This is a genomic window from Streptomyces olivochromogenes (genome assembly GCF_021538895.1).
In the GTDB taxonomy this organism is placed as follows: Bacteria; Actinomycetota; Actinomycetes; order Streptomycetales; family Streptomycetaceae; genus Streptomyces; species Streptomyces olivochromogenes_A.
Genome location: NZ_JADDRL010000166.1, coordinates 1 through 15681 on the forward strand (window position 1 = coordinate 1; position 15681 = coordinate 15681).

The window sequence follows — 15681 nt, forward strand, 5'->3', positions numbered from 1 at the left end:
GAGGTCACTCTCTGTAACGGCTGACCGGTCGAGGTCTGCCGCGGGCGTCGGCCCTTCGGACGTTCCGCTCACCGCTCGCTCCCGCAGTGCACTCGATCTCGGTCCGTGCAGGAAAGTGTGCCGATCATAGAGGCTGGCTCTGGGGCCTTCCAGCCACTGTCCAGTGTCCACGACCGGGCGGCGGTTCTGACAGATCGTTTCTGCCCGCACCTGGACGGGTTCTTGGGGCCCCCGACCGGTTGTGACGTTCCGTGAGTGTTTCGGGGTGTCGCCCACTTGGGCTCATCCGGTACTCCTCACCCTTCCGGTGCAGACAAACAGGGCGTAGTGCGGCAAAGTCCCACAGTCTGGGAGCGGTGTCCCGAGTTCCGCACCCGGAGGTTCCCTTGCCGCCCCATCTGCGCAGCGCCGCCGCCGTGTTCACCACGATGTCGGCGCTCGCCACGACCACGATCCTGACGGGCCCCTCGGCCGCCGAGCCGTTCGACACGGCGCCGTGCGCCCTGCACCGGACCGAGGCGCACCACTCCGAGGGCGTGGACGTGTGGAACCCGGCGTACACCCGACCGACCGGCCCGCTCGACGCGGTGATGGTGTTCCTCTCCTTCCCGGACGCAACCCCGCACCTCACCCCCGACGAACTGGCCGCCGATCACTTCCCGGCCACCAGCCGCTTCTTCGAACAGGCCTCCTACGGCAGATTCACGCTGCGCCCGCACACGCTGGCCCACTGGGTGAGCATGCCGCGGCCGTCGACGGCGTACGCCATACGGCGGGACTGGAACCCCGCGCTCCGGGCCGCCTATCTGCGCGACGCCTTCGCCGTGGCCGACCCGGAGGTCGACTTCTCGCGCTACGACGTCGTCTACTTCGTCGCCGACCCGGACGCGCCCGGCGTGGACTCCGACGCGACGAAGGTCGTCAATCTGGACACCCCGCAGGAGGTCGACGGCACGGAGGTGAAGCGGGTCGTGACGGTCTTCGAGCGGCATCCGCCGGACCGGCTGGTCCTCGCGCACGAGACGGGGCACGTCTTCGACCTGCCGGACCTGTACCACCGCCCGGAGGACGGCAAGGGGGACTGGGACACGTACGTCGGCGACTGGGACCTGATGGGCAGCCAGTTCGGACTGTCCCCGGATCTGTTCGCCTGGCACAAGTGGAAGCTGGGCTGGCTCGATCCCCGTCAGGTGGCCTGCATCCAGGGGACCGGTCCCGCGCGGCTGACCCTGGAGCCGCTCTCCGCCGGGCCCGCCGGCTCCGTCCCGGGCATCTCCGGCAATGTCGCGTTCGGCCTGGGCTCGGGCACGAAACTGGCCGTCGTGCGGACCGGGCCGGACAGCGTGCTGGCCTTCGAGGCGCGCGGCTCGACGGGGAACGACGTCGCGGGCTGCCGGCAGGGCGTGCTCGTGTACCGGGTGCGCGGCGAGGTGGCCTCCGGGAACGGGGCGATCGAAGTCGTGGACGCCCATCCGGACACCGAGGCCTGCTGGGAGAACTCGGTGTACCCGCCGCTGGCCGACGCACCGGTCGCCCTCGGGGAGAGCTTCACGGTGCCGGGCGAGGGCGTGAAGGTGGAGGTGGAGGGGCGCACGATGTCGGGCGCCTGGACGGTGAAGATCACACCGGGGGTGGAGGGCTGAGCGCCCGGGTTTTTGCTGCTCCGAGCGCTCGTGCTGTTCTGGGAACACAACGACGAGGGCGGGTCATGTTCTCTCGAACGTGACCCGCCCTCGTATGCGCGTGCGCCGCCAGGGACTCGAACCCCGGACCCGCTGATTAAGAGTCAGCTGCTCTAACCAACTGAGCTAGCGGCGCCTGCTGACGTCGTAGACCTTAGCATCCTGATCGGCGGGAGGAAAAATCGATATCCGCACGCCCGCGCGGGCCGCCCGCACCGCCGCCCAGAGCAGGATCTCGGGGCCGGGCAGCCAGGGGTGCCGGGTGTCGGGGGCGACCAGCCAGCGGGAGCCGCCGGGGGCGGGGGAGTCGTCGCCGGTGAGGGCGGGGACGGTCACGGCGTCGCCGGTGCCGTGGCACAGGAGCGGCGGAACACCTCCCGTACGGCCCCACTCCTCCCAGGTCAGCAGCGAGGGGAGCCGCTGGGCCGTGCCGGCGGCGGCGAACAGGAGCATGCGGCCCCGGAACACCGCGACCGGACCGGAGCCGGGGCCCTCTTCCCATAACCGGTCCAGCATGCGGCGGCCGAAGAGCGCCGGTGCGTTCACCACGTCGAAGGCGGTGCCGCAGGGCAGGACCACCGGGGCGTCGGGCCGCTCGCACCAGAACGCGAGCGTGCTACGGGGATACGTTCCTGCGGAGGAGAGCCAGGCGGCGCCGTCGGTGGTGACATTCTGTGTGTTGCTCATGGCGCATACATCTACCGCCGGTGAGCGGGCCGTCCCGGAGGGTTGCGCAAAACGGGGACGGGAGGGGGTGGCAAGGAGTATCTTGCCCGCCTGGCATATGCCATGCGGGTGGCTCACTCAGAGCGACTCCTCGGGGCCCCGTCCCTCGGGGCCGGACCCGCGCATCAGATCCCGCCCGAACTCGATCATCTTCTTGGCGTAGTCCTCGGTCCACTCCGCCCGCTCGCCGATGTCGGCGGGCGTCAGCCGGTCGAACCGCCGCGGGTCGGCCAGCTGGGCCGCCGCGATCGCCTGGAACTCCATCGCCCGGTCGGCGGCCGCCCGGAACGCCTGCGTCAGCTCCGTGGCCCGGGTCAGGAGCGCGCGCGGATCGTCGATGGACTCCAGATCGAAGAAGTGCTCAGGGTCGGAGGCCGCTTCCACGGGCTCGAAGATCAGGGGCGCGGGGCGTAGCCGCGGTTCGTTCCGACGCGGCGTGGGCTCCGCCATGTCTGCTCCTCCTCATAGCTGCGTTGGGCACCGCCGTCAGGCCGGGCCACGGTCCATTGTCCCGCGCCCGCACAACCCCACCTCGGTCCACCGAACCTCCGGTGGCCCCCAACCCGACCCGTCCAGACCTGCCCGTCCCGCACACCGGCCACACCCCCGTCGGTCGCGGTCACGGTTTCCAGACCACCCGGTGTTCCGCGAGGTGGGCGAGGACCGCGTGGTTCGCCTCCCAGCCGTCCGGGCTGTATTCATCGGCCGCCTCCGGCGGCGTGCCGGACTCCGTCCGGCGTGTGGGCGGCGCTGCTGTTCGCGTGCGTCGTTGGGCTGCCGGTGTGTGCGTGTGCCGTCACCAGCCGGTGCTTCGCCGAGCGTGTCAGGGTGGCCTCCTCGTCTGCGGTCACGGTTGCCACACCATCGTCTGCCGTCACGGACGCCACACCACCCGGTGTTCCGCGAGGTGGGCGAGGACCGCGTGGTTCGCCTCCCAGCCGTCCGGGAACTTCACGACCGTGCCGAGTTGGACCGGTTCCGTGGAGGGGTAGTCGTCGAGGAGGTCGCTCACGCCGGAGCGGCACACCACGATGCAGGCCTGGCGGTGGCGGGAGGCCAGCACGCACAGGCGGCCCGTCTCCAGGTGGAAGGCGGTGGCGTCGGGGCGGCCGGAGAGCGGGTGGAGGACCACCGTGACGTCGAACTCCCGGCCCTGCAGACGGTTCGCGGTGTCGACGGTGACGTCGGACACCCCCAGCTCCGCCAGCGCCGCCCGCACCGCCGCCGCCTGGTCCCGGTGTGCCGTGCCGACCGCGATCCGGTCGGCGGTCAGCGGGGCGGGGTCCGGTGAGCGCTCCGACGTCGCCGCGCCGCCCCGGTCCAGCAGCCGCCGTACGACCGTCGCCACCGCCCGCACCGCCTCCGGGTCGGTACGAGGGGTGTGCCGGGCGGGCAGCTCCAGCAGGCCCCAGCCCGACTCCGCCGCCTCGTCGATCACCCGGTCGGGGCCGGAGCCGTCCGACGGGACCGCGAAGGAGAGGCTGCGGTCGCCGTGGTCCGTGCCGCTGCGGAACGGCGTGTACGGGTAGAAGGCATCCGAGACCAGGTGCGCGGCCGAGGCCGGCAGCCGCCAGGACACCGGCAGGCGGTGCTGCGGCAGCTCCGGATTGTGCGCGAGCAGCGTCGTCACCGCCGAGGCCGAGGGGTCGTACGACAGCCCCGCCCACTGCTCACTGCCCACGATCGCGAACGGGTCCAGCTGACCCGGGTCGCCCACGAACAGCGCCCGCTCGAACAGCCCGGCCACGGCGAGCAGCGCGTCCGAGCGCATCTGGTACGCCTCGTCGACGATCGCGTGCCGCCACGGCTCGTCCACCTTGACGTGCGCCCACTTCGCGGCGGTGGACAGCACGACGGGGATCCCCGCCAGGTCCGCCGCCTTCGCCGACTTCCGCACCTGCGGCAGGTCGTCCAGCGCCTTGTCGTACGCGTCCGTGTCGCTGCTGTGCAGCCGACCGACGGGCAGCTCGGGGTTCTTCTCGGCGAGCCGCAGCACCAGGTCGTCGACCTGCGCGTTGGTCTGCGCGACCACCATCAGCGGACGCCCGGCGTCGGCCAGCTCCAGCGCCGCCCGCACGACCAGCGTCGACTTGCCGGCACCGGGCGGCGAGTCCACGACCACGCCCTGTTCGGTGCCGTGCAGGGTGTCGCGGAGGATCGCGTCGGTGGCGCGGGCGGCCGCCGCACCGGGGTCGAGGACCGGCGCCGTCACAGGATGTCCTCCTCGGTCACGGGGTCGGCCGTCTCCGGCGCGGCCGTCTCCTCACCGGGCGGCCCGCCGTGCGTCCACGGGGTCTGCTCCGGGTCGGGCAGTTTGGCGCCGCCGCGCTGGTCGTGCTCGAACAGCGTGAAGCAGAGCCGGTCGCCCTTCTCGGGCACGGAACCGGGCTCGGGCTCCTTGCCGCGGCCCATCTTGTCGACGATCCGCAGCACGACGAGGCCCTCGCCCTCATCCCCGACGTACTCCGCGGCCTGCGGCTTTCCGCCCAGCGAGCGGTACACCTTCGCCCGCTCGCCCAGGTGCGGGCGGTCGTCCGTGCGGACGGTGACCAGGGGGCGCGGGCTGGGCCGCTTGCCCTCGCCGTACGCCATGACGACCTCCGTGACCTCGCCCGCGAACGCCTCCCCGGACAGCCGCCGCCCGGCCATCACCAGCGGGTCGTCGAGCGCCTCCTGCGCCTCCAGCCGGGCCTGCTCGCGCTCGCGCGTGGCCAGCTTGTTGGCCGCGGTGACCGCGTCGTCCCGGCGCGGCTGCGGGGGCTCCCCGGCCAACACCCGGTCGCGATGACCGGTGAAGGACCAGCGGTCGCGGGTCCACCGCTCCTCGACGTGCGCGCCCTCGGGCAGCGCCCGCAGCAGGTCGATGCCCCGCCACACCGCGTCCCAGGTGGGCCGGGTACGGCTCGCCACCAGCGCCCGGATCTCCCGCTCGGCCGCGGTGAGCGCGGCGAGCCGGTCGTCGGCCTGCAGACCGTCCTCGGCGGCGGCGAGGGCGGTGCGGGCCCGGTCGTAGCGCTCGATGGCCGGGGCGAGCAGCTTGTTGTCGAACGCCGGGTCGGTGGCCGGGCCCGCGGGCGGGCACAGCAGCTGGCCGTCGGCGTCCCGCGCGAGCTCGGCCCGCAGCGCCGCCTCGGCACCCGAGGCGCCCTCGGGCGGGTCGATCCAGGCGAGCAGCTTGCCCAGGTGCTGGTCCTCCAGGCTGGACTGGCCGGTCGCCCAGTGCCGGGCCAGCAGCTCCGTCAGGGCCGGCAGCAGCGCGGAGCCGGGCACCCGGGCCCGCTCCCCGAAGTGGGTCAGCCACCGCCCGAGCAACGGCACCCGGGGCGGCGCCGGGTAGGGGGCCTCCGGCTCCTGCTCGGCGGTGCGGCGAAAACGCGTGGAGCGGCCGAGCAGCCGGACGAAGTCGACGCCCGCCCGGCTCGGCACGATCAGCTGCGGGGCGTCCGCGCACAGGTCGACCTCGACCTTGACCCGCTTGCCGGTCTGCGGGTCGGTCTCGTTGCGCTCCGCGGCCTCCACGGTGTCCGTGTACGACTCGATGTACGGCAGGACGACGTCGGCCAGCTCCGCGAGGAACGCGAAGCGCAGGTCGTGGTCCCGGGGCTGCGGCACCACGAACAGGTGCGGCGCGTCCCGGTCGGTGCCGACCAGCGCCCCGAGCGGGGCTCCGGCCTCACCGGCCGTGGTCAGCGGCACGAACACCAGCGGGCGGTCGGACAGATGCCGGTGCCGGACGGTGGCGGCGGGCCGGGCACGGCCGGTGCTGACGGCCTCCAGCCGGGCGAGCGTGGCGATCAGCGACACGAGGGCACCTCCTGGCCGACGGCCGGCGCGTCACCGGCGGCCGGGTCGGCGGAGGCCGCGTCCGGGTCGGCGGGCAGCGTGTCCTGGCCGGTTCGGGCGCCGGGGATCGTCGTCAGTGCCTCCGCGCGCAGCGCCGCCGCCCTGCGCAGGGCCGCCACCGCGGGGTCGTCCGGGTCGCCGCTGTCGCCGCGGGCCGCCGACAGGACGTCCTCGACCGTGGTGAGGTTGCCCAGGTCGGCGCGGACCGGGCGGCCGAGGGTGGTCACCGCGCCGGCCGCGCGGGAGCGTTCCCGGCAGTGGAAGGCCATTTCGCAGGCGGACAGGCATTCGGGCGCGTACGTCGCCGGCACCGAGTCGACCGCGGCCGTGAGCGCGTCGGCCGGCAGACCGGGGGCGAAGCAGGTGCCCTCGGGCAGGGTGTCGGCGATGTCCTGCAGCCGGGTGAGCCGGACCAGCTGCCGGGCGGTGACCGCACGCTGCTTGCGGACGTCGACGGCGCAGCCGGTGGGCAGGTTGGTGAAGTCCTTCGGGCAGACCAGGAGCACCTCGTGACGCACGGGCGGAGCCGGTGTCAGACGCCGCGCGACTTCCTCAAGCGCCAGCACGTACACCGCGGCCTGTCGCGCCGCCGCGCCCACCTTCGCCGGATCCGCCGAACCGTCCAGCATCGGGAAGGACTTGATCTCGACGACCGTCCAGCCGCCGTCCGGGTGCACGACCACCGCGTCCGGTTCGAGGTAGGCGGGGCAGCCCGCCACGTCGAGGGCGAGCATCGGGTGGTTGAGCAGCGTCCAGGAGCCGCGCGCCTCGGTGGCCTCGCGCAGCGCCAGCGCCGTACGCGCCGTACGACCCTCGGGGCCCGCCGCGGACAGGTCCGGTACCCGTGCCTCGCGCGGCGGTTCGGCGCCGGGGTCCAGCCGGGTGTGCGCGAGCCGCAGCAGCTCGGCGCCGCCGTCGGCCTTCACCCGCGCCTCGAACGCGTTGCCCCGGATGAAGGCGAACTGCGACTGTCCGAAGGAGGACGGCGCGCCGATCGCGCTCGCCAGCGCCGTCTTGTCCACCCCGGCGCCGTCCAGGATCGCCCGCCGTCGGCACCCGGGATTCGCGGCGAGCGCCGCGAGGGCGCGCGCGTCCAGTGCCTTCGCCGGTACGTCCGGTCCGCGCAGCTCAGCGAGCCGCTGCCGGAGCGCCTTCGCCCGCGTCGGTGGGAGAGGCGTCCGGCTCGGCCGGGTCTCCGAGCCGCTCCTCGCGCTGCCGTGGAATTCGCTCACCCGCGGAAGTCTGGCATCCGCCACTGACAATCGAGGAAACCGCGGCGCCCGAGCCCTGTGCGACGACCGTGGAACGCGGCCGCAGCCGCCCCCGCACACGGTCCACGATCCGCATCACGTGCGGCGCGAGCAGCAGGCCGACGCCCATCACGGCGGCGCCGGCGACCGCGTCGAGGAAGTAGTGGTTGGCGGTGCCCATGACCACGATCGCGGTGAACAGCGGGTAGGCGACGCCGGCGACCCTCGTGATGCGCGTACCGCCGTACCGCCACAGCATCACGCCGCACCACAGGGCCCAGCCCACGTGCAGGCTCGGCATGGCCGCGTACTGGTTGGTCATGGCGCCCATGCCGCGCGGGGCGCTGGCGTCGCCGGCCCACCAGCCGTACGAGCTGTACTGGGCCATGGTGTCGACGAAGCCGTGGCCCGCCGTGAGCAGGCGGGGCGGGCAGGTGGGCAGCAGCGTGAAGCCGATCAGACCGATGAACGTGGACGTCATCAGCCAGGTGCGGGCCGCCCGGTAGTGCGCCGTGCGGAACCTGAAGATCCAGACCAGGATCACCGGGGTGACCAGGTAGTGCAGCGAGGCGTACCAGAAGTCGGCCGGTACGCCGAGCCACGCCTCGCGGGTGAACAACCGGTTGAGCGGGTGCTCGGCGTTGAGGTACAGGGCCTTCTCGATGCGCAGGATCGCCAGGCCGTGGTCGACGGCGGTGGAGACGTCGCCCCGGGCGAGGAGGCGGCCGGCCGAGTAGCTTCCGTACACGAGAAGGATCAGCGGCAGCTCGGTCCACCAGCGCAGCCGGGTCCGCGGGGACACCTCGGTGCCCTCTGTCTCGGTCTGCGGCATCCGATCGCCCTCCCCCTTCTCCCACGCGGCGCCCGGCGGGCCGACCGTGACACTTTACGGTGTGTCCATGTCGCCCGTGCGGGCCGCTCCAGCCCTCAAAGACGCCGCTATTGCCCCCCGGGTTGCCCGAGGACAGCGTGCGCGATGATGGAGGGGTCCCGCCTCCGATTTCTCCTCGCGTTCCTCTTCGCCCGTCCCGGAAAGGCCCCCATGGCACCGCGCATCCTGCTGGCCCGGCACGGACAGACCGCATGGTCGTTGTCCGGCAAGCACACCGGCCGGACGGATGTGCCCCTCCTGGAGGAGGGCCGCCAGGGCGCCAAGGTGCTCGGGGAGCGGCTGCACCGGGCGCCGTTCGACGGGCTGGCCGGGGTCGAGGTGCGCACCAGCCCGCTGGCACGCGCGCGTGAGACGTGCGAACTCGCCGGGTTCGGCGAGCGCGCGACGGTCTGGGACACCCTCATGGAGTGGGATTACGGCGCCTACGAGGGCCTGACCCCGGCCGACATCCAGGCCGTCCGGCCCGGCTGGCTGATCTGGCGGGACGGGGTGCCCGAGGGCGAGACCCTCGCCGAGGTGACGGCGAGGGCGGACGAGGTGGTGGCCTGGGCCCGGGCGGCGGACCGGGACGTCCTGGTCTTCGCGCACGGCCACATCCTGCGCTCCATAGGCGCCCGCTGGCTGGGTCTTCCCCTGGACTTCGCCGCCCGCATCCGCCTCAACCCGACGTCACTGTCGATCCTTGGCTGGGCCTACGGCGAACCCGCGATAGAGAGCTGGAACGACCTGGGGCACCTGGCCGCGTAGACCCACCAGGTCGCGCAGGCCTGCCCGGCCGCACGGGTCCACCAGGCCGTCCGGGCCCGCCGTCGCTCACATCGGCCGGGGCAGACTCGTGTGCCGCTCCAGGAACTCCGACACCCCGGAGGCCCGCCGGTGCGGCAGCAGCACCCGGGCGGTTCCCGCCAGCATCGTCTGGATGCGGGAGGACTGCACCTGGTCCAGCAGGTCGAGGACCTGAATCCCGGCCAGCGCGGCCTCGTCGGGCCGTCCCCCGCGCGCGAGGTCGTCGGCGAGTTCGGCGGTGTACAGGGCGATGTTCCGGGTGAAGTGCGGATCCTGCAGCTGGGCGGCGCGGCGCGCGTGCCGGGCCGCGCGCGGCCAGTCGCCCAGCGTCGACCAGCACTGCGCCTCCAGCCCCTCCAGCTCGGCCTCTCCGTAGAAGCTCATCCACTCGGGATCGGCGTCCGAGTGGCCCCGCTCGAAGAGGGCCTGCGCCCGGGCCAGGGCCTGTTCGCACCCGGTGCGGTCGGCGAGCCCCGCCCAGCCGCCCGCCTCGCGCAGCGCGAGCAGCGACATCAGCCGCGCGGAGCCCAGCGGGCGCCCCACCCGCTGGGCCGCCTGCGCCGCGCGCACCGCCTCCCGGGGCCGGCCCGCGTCCCGGGCCAGGAACGCCGTGTTGCAGAACGCGTGCGCCTCCAGGGCGTCGTCCCCGGTCATCCGGGCGGTGGCCAGTGCCTCGGCGTAGTGCGAGCGGGCGTCGTCGAAGCGGCCGGAGTCGTGGGCCAACCAGCCCACCGAGATGGCCAGTTCACCTGCGCCCGAGTGCAGCCGGTCGACGGTCGTCTGCCGGGTCGCCCCGGCGTCCAACAGCTCGTACGCGGCGCGCAGCGGAGCCGCCGCGCGCCGGTACAGGCCGTCTGCGCCGTGCCGGTCGTCGAGCAACCGGATTCTGCGGACGGCCTCCTCCAGGGCTGCCGCCTCTGAGGACCCGGCGCGGCGGGTCGGCTGCTCCGCGGCCGCGGCGTCGATGGTGAGCCCGAACGGGCCCAGCGCGGCGGCAACCGTGGCGCCCCCGCCGGTCATGAATGCGCGACGCAGCACGTCGCTCTCCTCGTGGTTCTCGTGCGTGTCGTACGGGTCCTGCGTGTCATACGGCTCTAAGGCCCCCGGCGTCTCACCCGTCGCGGCGGGTTCCGGGCGCGCTGCGCGTCCGCGGACGGACGAGCGGGGCGCGAAGCCGAGGTCGGCGAGCGTGCGACCGGGGAACATGTGCAGGAACACCCGTTCGTACGCGTAGTTCGGGCAGCGGATCTCACCCGCCTCCACCCGGCCGACGTAGCGCGCGTCACAGCTCACCCGCTCACCGATCTCGCGGGCGGCCCGCCGTACCAGCGCGGCGAACTCCGCCGGTGAACGGTGGCCGCGCAGCTGCCGGAAAGCGAGGTTGGGCCGCGGCGGCCGGTTGGGCTGCGACGAGGTCACCATTGACGACGCCATGGCCGGGTCCTCTCGTGCGAACCGTCGAACCATGCCGGATTCGGGGGGAACAGGGGCAAGTCGCCCGTGTGGCACTCTGATTCCGGCGGGCAAGAACGTACCCGCTGTATCGGACTCGCCACGCTGCGTTTGGCTACAAACCGGATATCTCATCCACGATCTGCCATGAACTGCCATCCTTTGCGGCGCACTTGCGCCGTAGCCGTTGACGCGGAGCCGCGTTGGAGGGGGTGGACCGCGAAGGGCTGTGTGGTGGAGGCCGGAATGGAGACCAGCCGGAGCAACGATCCCTGCATGTCGGCCAGTACGGCGTGCGATGTGGGCTGCGACCTCGTGACGGTGCCGGCCCGGCAGGGGCTGGAGGCGGTGGACATCCTGCGGCGGGGGGCCGGGGACTCGGTGGGGCCCGTCCTGCACGACGACGAGTGCGACACGCTCGGCTTCCTGGTGCCGCCGGGGACCGCGGCCGCCTGGGACGTCCCGGGGAGCACCTGCACGAAGACCGACGGCCGCGGGCTGAGCCTGCCCCCCGAGCCGCCGGTGGAGGGCTCGGACTGGCTCCTGCCCCCCGGCGAGGCCGACCTCGCCACCGACCCGGCGGTCCTGCGCCGAGCCTTGGGCGAGGCGGCCCGCCTGATCGAGGCGGCGGACAGCTGCCGCTGAGCTCTTCTGGCGGTCCGGGGGGGTCGGCGCCGGGGTTGCGTCCGGCGGACCGCCGCGTTGCCGGATCCACGGGCCGCTGTCGATGTGGCCCGACCGGCTGCCGCGTTGCCGGTTCCACGGGTCGCCGTCGGCGTGGCCCGACCGGCCGCCGCTTTCCCGCCCGCCGCCGCTCCCGGCGCCCCGTCCGGCAGGCACGTTCCGGGCCTGCGAAAATGGTTCGATGGGGAAGTCCAGGAGTCCGCGGCGCAGGTCGGTGGCCGTCGAAGCCGTCACCGAGGCCGTCGACGGCGGCCTGGCGCAGCTCATACCCGATCCCGACCGCGGCCGGGCCTGGACGCTGCTGATCGACGGCGCCCCGCAGTCGCACGTCGACCTCGACGACCCGGCGTACCTCTCCTTCGAGTACCAGCGGCGGCTCGGGCACGTCATCGACCTGCTCGCCCCGCCCGGCAAGCCCGTCCAGGCCGTGCACCTCGGCGGCGGCGCCTTCACCCTCGCCCGGTACGTCGCCGCGACCCGCCCCCGCTCCACCCAGCAGATCGTCGAGCGCGACGCGAGCCTCGTCCAGCTGGTCCGCCGTGAGCTTCCGCTGGACCAGGGCGCCCGGATGCGGGTGCGGTCGGTGGACGCCCGCGAGGGCCTCGCCAAGGTGCCGGACGGCTGGGCGGACCTGGTCATAGCCGACGTGTTCAGCGGGGCCCGTACGCCCGCCCACCTCACCTCGACCGAGTTCCTCGACGAGGTACGCCGGACCCTGCGGCCCGCCGGCGTCTTCGCCGCCAACCTCGCCGACGGCCCGCCGCTCGCCCATCTGCGCGGCCAGATAGCCACCGCCGCCGCCCGCTTCGCCGAACTCGCGCTGGTCGCCGACCCGGCCGTGCTGCGCGGCAAACGGTTCGGCAACGCCGTCCTCGTCGCCTCGGACGGCCCGCTGCCGGTCGCCGAACTGACCCGCCGAGCCGCCTCCGACCCGCACCCGGCCCGGGTCGAACACGGCAGGTCCCTCACCGACTTCACCGGCGGAGCCGTCCCCGTGACGGACTCCGCGGCGGTCGCCTCACCGGCCCCGCCGCCCTCCGTGTTCCGCTGACCGCGACGGGCTCAAGTCCCGCGCGAGGCAGGGCCGCTCAGTAGGTGCCGATCTCCACCCGCGGCGGTCCGTCGTGCCACGTGCAGAACACCGACACCCGGTCCGCGCCCCTGCTGAACTCCACCCGGATCCACGACTCCGTCTTCCACACCTGCATCGACCAGCCGGTGCCCGGCGTCGCCGAGACCAGCGTCGCGCTCGTCGTGCCCAGGTCGAAGACCGCGCGCCCGCCGTCGGTGTCGTAACCCTTGATCTGCCCGGCGGAGCCGGGGGAGGGGCTGAGCTTGCGGGTCGGGGTGCGTGAGGGCGTCGGCGTGGCGGACGCGGACGGCTTGCCGGAGGGGCTCTCGGACGCGGCAGGCGGCCGGGCCGTCGACGACGCCAGCGGCTTCGACCGCTGCGTGGTCGCGTCGGCCGCCGTGATGGGCAGGGCGCGCGGCGGGTCGTAGGCGGTCCCCGCCATGACCGTGTGGACACCCCACCACGACAGCGTGACCGCCGCGCCCGTGGCGAGCGACCAAGCCAGTACGTGTACGAGTCCCTTGCGCATCGCGGGCCATACTGCCTCACGTGTCCCACCGGACGCACATGGTCGGAGTTATCCACAGGCGCCGGACCGGCATCGGCCGCATGGCGTACGGTGCGGCGCATGGCAAGTGTGCTCGTGGTCGAGGACGACCAGTTCGTACGCTCGGCGCTCATCCGGCATCTGACCGACGCCTCGCACACCGTGCGCAGCGTCGGCACGGCGCTGGAGGCGCTGCGCGAGGTCGCCCATTTCCGTTTCGACGTGGTCATCCTGGACCTCGGCCTGCCCGATCTGGACGGGTCCGAGGCCCTGAAGATGCTGCGCGGCATCACCGACGTGCCCGTCATCATCGCCACCGCGCGCGACGACGAGACGGAGGTCGTCCGGCTGCTCAACGCGGGCGCGGACGACTACCTCACGAAGCCGTTCTCGGTCGAACACCTGTCGGCCCGTATCGCCGCCGTGCTGCGCCGTGCCCGCGCGACCACCGGCGAGGTCCCGCCCTCCGCCGTGATCCGGGTCGGCGGCCTGACCGTCGACCCGCTGCGCCGCCAGGCCGAACTCGACGGCGCACGGCTCGATCTGACCCGCCGCGAGTTCGACCTGCTCGCCTTCCTGGCCGGCCGGCCCGGCGTCGTCGTCCCGCGCAAGGAACTGCTCGCCGAGGTCTGGCAGCAGTCGTACGGCGACGACCAGACCATAGACGTCCATCTGTCATGGCTGCGGCGGAAATTGGGGGAGACCGCAGCCCGCCCGCGCTATCTGCACACCCTGCGCGGCGTCGGCGTGAAGCTCGAACCGCCCCAGGGAGCGGAGCCGTCGCGATGAGATGGGCACTGGTCAAGGTCTGTCTGGCGGTCACCACCATGGTCGTGGTCGCCTTCGCGGTCCCGCTCGGACTGGTCATCAAGGAGATGGCCCGGGACCGCGCCTTCTCCAACGCCGAGCGCGAGGCCGCCGCCCTCGCCCCGGCGCTGTCCATCACCACCGACAGGGACAAGCTGGAGCGGGTCGTCGCCTCCGCGGGCTCGGACGCCGGGATGGCCGTGCACATACCCGCCGTCGACGACACGGCGGCCGTCGACCTCGGTCGGCAGCGCGCCGCGGACCGGGACATCGCGACGGTGCGCCGACTGGGCCGCGCTTCCACCACGGAGGTGCCCGGCGGCTCCACCCTGCTCCAGCCGGTCGCGCTGAGCTCCGGCGCGATAGCCGTCGTCGAGGTGTACGTCCCCGAGTCCGAGGTCAGCAACGGTGTGGGTACGGCCTGGGCGGTCCTCGCCGCGGTCGGCGTCGCGCTGATCCTCGGCTCGGTCGCCGTCGCCGACCGGCTGGGCGGACGGATGGTGCAGCCCGCCCAGCGGCTGGTCGAGGGCGCGCACGAGCTCGGGGAGGGCAAACTCGGGGCGAGGGTGCCGGAGGAGGGGCCGAACGAACTGCGGCTGGCCGCCGTGGCGTTCAACTCCATGGCCGACCAGGTGGTCCAACTCCTGGCGAACGAACGGGAGCTGGCGGCCGACCTCTCCCACCGGCTGCGCACCCCGCTCACGGTCCTCCGGCTGAACGCGGCCTCACTGGGCGACGGCCCGGCGGCCGAGCAGACCCGGGCCGCCGTGGCCCAGCTGGAGCGCGAGGTCGACACGATCATCCGTACGGCCCGGGAGGCCAAGCCGCAGACCGTGGCCGCCGGTCCCGGCGCCGGCTGCGACGCGGGCGAAGTCGTCCGCGAGCGGATGGGGTTCTGGTCCGCGCTGGCCGAGGACGAGGGCCGCAAGTGGCGGGTGGCCGGCGTGGACCGGCCGGTGCGCATACCCGTGGCCCGCGCCGACCTGGCCGCGGCCCTCGACGCCCTGCTCGGCAACGTCTTCCGGCACACCGCGGAGGGCACGGCCTTCGCGGTCGACGTGCACAACGGGGAGGACGCGGTGATCGTGCTGGTCTCGGACGCGGGCCCCGGCATACCCGACCCCGAGGCCGCGATGGCCCGGGGCCGCGGCTCCGGCACCGACGGTTCGACCGGCCTCGGCCTGGACATCGTGCGCCGGCTCGCCGAGTCCACCGGCGGTGACGTGCGGATCGGCTCGTCGGTGCTGGGCGGCACCGAGGTGCGGATCTGGATCCAGCTGGACGGGCGCGAACCGGTGCGCAGGGGCCACCGGGGCGCCGTGCGCCGCCGCCGCGCCCGCAGATTGGTCTCTACCTTTAACCGTTCCCGATCCCTTCCTTAAGCGCACCCTAAGATCCTCAACGGCCGCCCCGATCAGGCAGTTTGTCCGATTCTCGGCCGCTAGCGTGCTGCCGCACCCCACCCGGAAGAGCGAAGGCAGGCACGCGCATGAGTACCCACCGGCGCAGGATCAGTGGCAGGAACAAGACGATCGGCGGTCTGGTGGCCGCGGCCGTGGTCGGCGGCGGAGCGATCATGTTCAGCGGCATCGCGCACGCCGCCGGGGTCGGCGCCGCGTACACCAGGACCAGCGACTGGTCGACGGGGTACACCGGGCAGTACGTCGTCACGAACAACAGCGACCGTGCGGAGAAGGACTGGACGCTGGAGTTCGACCTGCCGGCAGGCACGAAGCTCAGCTCCCTGTGGAACGGCGAGTCGAGCGTGAGCGGGCAGCACGTCACCGTGAAGCCGCCGAAGTGGGACACGGACGGGCTGGCGCCCGGCAAGTCCGTCACCGTCGGCTTCGTGGTGAACGGCACCGGCGCGCCGACCGGTTGCCGCATCGACAACGCGAAGTGTTCCGCCGACGACACCGCGACGCCCGAGCCGAGCGGTC

15 protein-coding genes and 1 tRNA gene are annotated in these 15681 nt (G+C 73.4%); 7 read left to right on the forward strand and 9 right to left on the reverse strand.

Going from position 1 to position 15681, the window contains the following annotated elements; genetic code table 11:
• Positions 1–428 precede the first annotated feature (428 nt).
• On the forward strand, positions 429–1643 hold the full coding sequence (locus IPZ69_RS43230) for a M6 family metalloprotease domain-containing protein (RefSeq protein ID WP_235460390.1): 1215 nt from the start codon (positions 429–431) through the stop codon (positions 1641–1643).
• Positions 1644–1744: 101 nt separating this feature from the next.
• On the opposite strand, the gene IPZ69_RS43235 is transcribed toward IPZ69_RS43230, so the two are convergent.
• From IPZ69_RS43235 to IPZ69_RS43265, 7 genes are all read right to left on the reverse strand, one after another.
• Positions 1745–1818, reverse strand: a tRNA-Lys gene (locus tag IPZ69_RS43235).
• On the reverse strand, positions 1809–2369 hold the full coding sequence (locus IPZ69_RS43240) for a hypothetical protein (RefSeq protein WP_235460377.1): 561 nt from the start codon (positions 2367–2369) through the stop codon (positions 1809–1811). Before IPZ69_RS43240 ends, IPZ69_RS43235 begins: the two co-directional genes overlap by 10 nt.
• Before the next feature lie 117 nt (positions 2370–2486).
• On the reverse strand, positions 2487–2858 hold the full coding sequence (locus tag IPZ69_RS43245; RefSeq protein WP_235460378.1) for a hypothetical protein: 372 nt from the start codon (positions 2856–2858) through the stop codon (positions 2487–2489).
• 424 nt (positions 2859–3282) lie between these two features.
• Positions 3283–4620, reverse strand: a complete 1338-nt coding sequence (locus tag IPZ69_RS43250) for an AAA domain-containing protein (RefSeq protein WP_235460379.1) — start codon at positions 4618–4620, stop codon at positions 3283–3285.
• Complete coding sequence (locus IPZ69_RS43255) at positions 4617–6212, reverse strand: hypothetical protein (RefSeq protein ID WP_235460380.1); 1596 nt, start codon at positions 6210–6212, stop codon at positions 4617–4619. The genes IPZ69_RS43250 and IPZ69_RS43255 overlap by 4 nt, the downstream gene beginning before the upstream one ends.
• On the reverse strand, positions 6203–7483 hold the full coding sequence (locus tag IPZ69_RS43260) for a hypothetical protein (protein WP_374295895.1): 1281 nt from the start codon (positions 7481–7483) through the stop codon (positions 6203–6205). The genes IPZ69_RS43255 and IPZ69_RS43260 overlap by 10 nt, the downstream gene beginning before the upstream one ends.
• Positions 7380–8333 (reverse strand): phosphatase PAP2 family protein, encoded by a 954-nt coding sequence (locus IPZ69_RS43265; protein ID WP_235460381.1) that lies wholly within the window; start codon positions 8331–8333, stop codon positions 7380–7382. The genes IPZ69_RS43260 and IPZ69_RS43265 overlap by 104 nt, the downstream gene beginning before the upstream one ends.
• Positions 8334–8543: 210 nt before the next feature.
• Between IPZ69_RS43265 and IPZ69_RS43270 the strand changes: the two genes are divergently transcribed.
• Complete coding sequence (locus IPZ69_RS43270) at positions 8544–9140, forward strand: histidine phosphatase family protein (protein ID WP_235460382.1); 597 nt, start codon at positions 8544–8546, stop codon at positions 9138–9140.
• 66 nt (positions 9141–9206) lie between these two features.
• Here the strand turns inward: IPZ69_RS43270 and IPZ69_RS43275 are convergent, their stop codons facing one another.
• Positions 9207–10613, reverse strand: coding sequence for a hypothetical protein (locus IPZ69_RS43275; RefSeq protein ID WP_235460383.1), 1407 nt, complete (start codon positions 10611–10613; stop codon positions 9207–9209).
• A 249-nt stretch (positions 10614–10862) separates the two neighbouring features.
• Between IPZ69_RS43275 and IPZ69_RS43280 the strand changes: the two genes are divergently transcribed.
• Both IPZ69_RS43280 and IPZ69_RS43285 read left to right on the forward strand, forming a co-directional pair.
• Complete coding sequence (locus IPZ69_RS43280; RefSeq protein ID WP_235460384.1) at positions 10863–11276, forward strand: hypothetical protein; 414 nt, start codon at positions 10863–10865, stop codon at positions 11274–11276.
• 220 nt (positions 11277–11496) lie between these two features.
• Positions 11497–12366 (forward strand): spermidine synthase, encoded by an 870-nt coding sequence (locus IPZ69_RS43285; RefSeq protein WP_235460385.1) that lies wholly within the window; start codon positions 11497–11499, stop codon positions 12364–12366.
• A gap of 37 nt (positions 12367–12403) precedes the next feature.
• Here the strand turns inward: IPZ69_RS43285 and IPZ69_RS43290 are convergent, their stop codons facing one another.
• Positions 12404–12916: a hypothetical protein gene (locus tag IPZ69_RS43290; protein ID WP_235460386.1), complete on the reverse strand. Its 513-nt coding sequence runs from the start codon at positions 12914–12916 to the stop codon at positions 12404–12406.
• Between the two features lie 99 nt (positions 12917–13015).
• Between IPZ69_RS43290 and IPZ69_RS43295 the strand changes: the two genes are divergently transcribed.
• The 3 genes from IPZ69_RS43295 to IPZ69_RS43305 all read left to right on the forward strand — a co-directional run.
• A complete protein-coding gene (locus tag IPZ69_RS43295; RefSeq protein ID WP_235460387.1) occupies positions 13016–13723 on the forward strand; it encodes a response regulator transcription factor in 708 nt (235 codons plus the stop codon).
• Positions 13720–15123, forward strand: coding sequence for a sensor histidine kinase (locus tag IPZ69_RS43300; RefSeq protein ID WP_235460388.1), 1404 nt, complete (start codon positions 13720–13722; stop codon positions 15121–15123). Before IPZ69_RS43295 ends, IPZ69_RS43300 begins: the two co-directional genes overlap by 4 nt.
• Before the next feature lie 107 nt (positions 15124–15230).
• Positions 15231–15681: cellulose binding domain-containing protein (locus tag IPZ69_RS43305; RefSeq protein WP_235460389.1), on the forward strand; the 451-nt coding region annotated here is incomplete at its 3' end.

Excerpts from the sequence above, each read along its gene's own strand:
- IPZ69_RS43230 (WP_235460390.1), top strand. The coding sequence starts at position 429 with ATGTCGGCGCTCGCCACGACCACGATCCTGACGGGCCCCTCGGCCGCC.
- IPZ69_RS43240 (WP_235460377.1), bottom strand. The coding sequence starts at position 2,369 with ATGAGCAACACACAGAATGTCACCACCGACGGCGCCGCCTGGCTCTCC.
- IPZ69_RS43245 (WP_235460378.1), bottom strand. The coding sequence starts at position 2,858 with ATGGCGGAGCCCACGCCGCGTCGGAACGAACCGCGGCTACGCCCCGCG.
- IPZ69_RS43265 (WP_235460381.1), bottom strand. The coding sequence starts at position 8,333 with ATGCCGCAGACCGAGACAGAGGGCACCGAGGTGTCCCCGCGGACCCGG.
- IPZ69_RS43270 (WP_235460382.1), top strand. The coding sequence starts at position 8,544 with ATGGCACCGCGCATCCTGCTGGCCCGGCACGGACAGACCGCATGGTCG.
- IPZ69_RS43275 (WP_235460383.1), bottom strand. The coding sequence starts at position 10,613 with ATGGCGTCGTCAATGGTGACCTCGTCGCAGCCCAACCGGCCGCCGCGG.
- IPZ69_RS43285 (WP_235460385.1), top strand. The coding sequence starts at position 11,497 with ATGGGGAAGTCCAGGAGTCCGCGGCGCAGGTCGGTGGCCGTCGAAGCC.
- IPZ69_RS43290 (WP_235460386.1), bottom strand. The coding sequence starts at position 12,916 with ATGCGCAAGGGACTCGTACACGTACTGGCTTGGTCGCTCGCCACGGGC.
- IPZ69_RS43295 (WP_235460387.1), top strand. The coding sequence starts at position 13,016 with ATGGCAAGTGTGCTCGTGGTCGAGGACGACCAGTTCGTACGCTCGGCG.
- IPZ69_RS43300 (WP_235460388.1), top strand. The coding sequence starts at position 13,720 with ATGAGATGGGCACTGGTCAAGGTCTGTCTGGCGGTCACCACCATGGTC.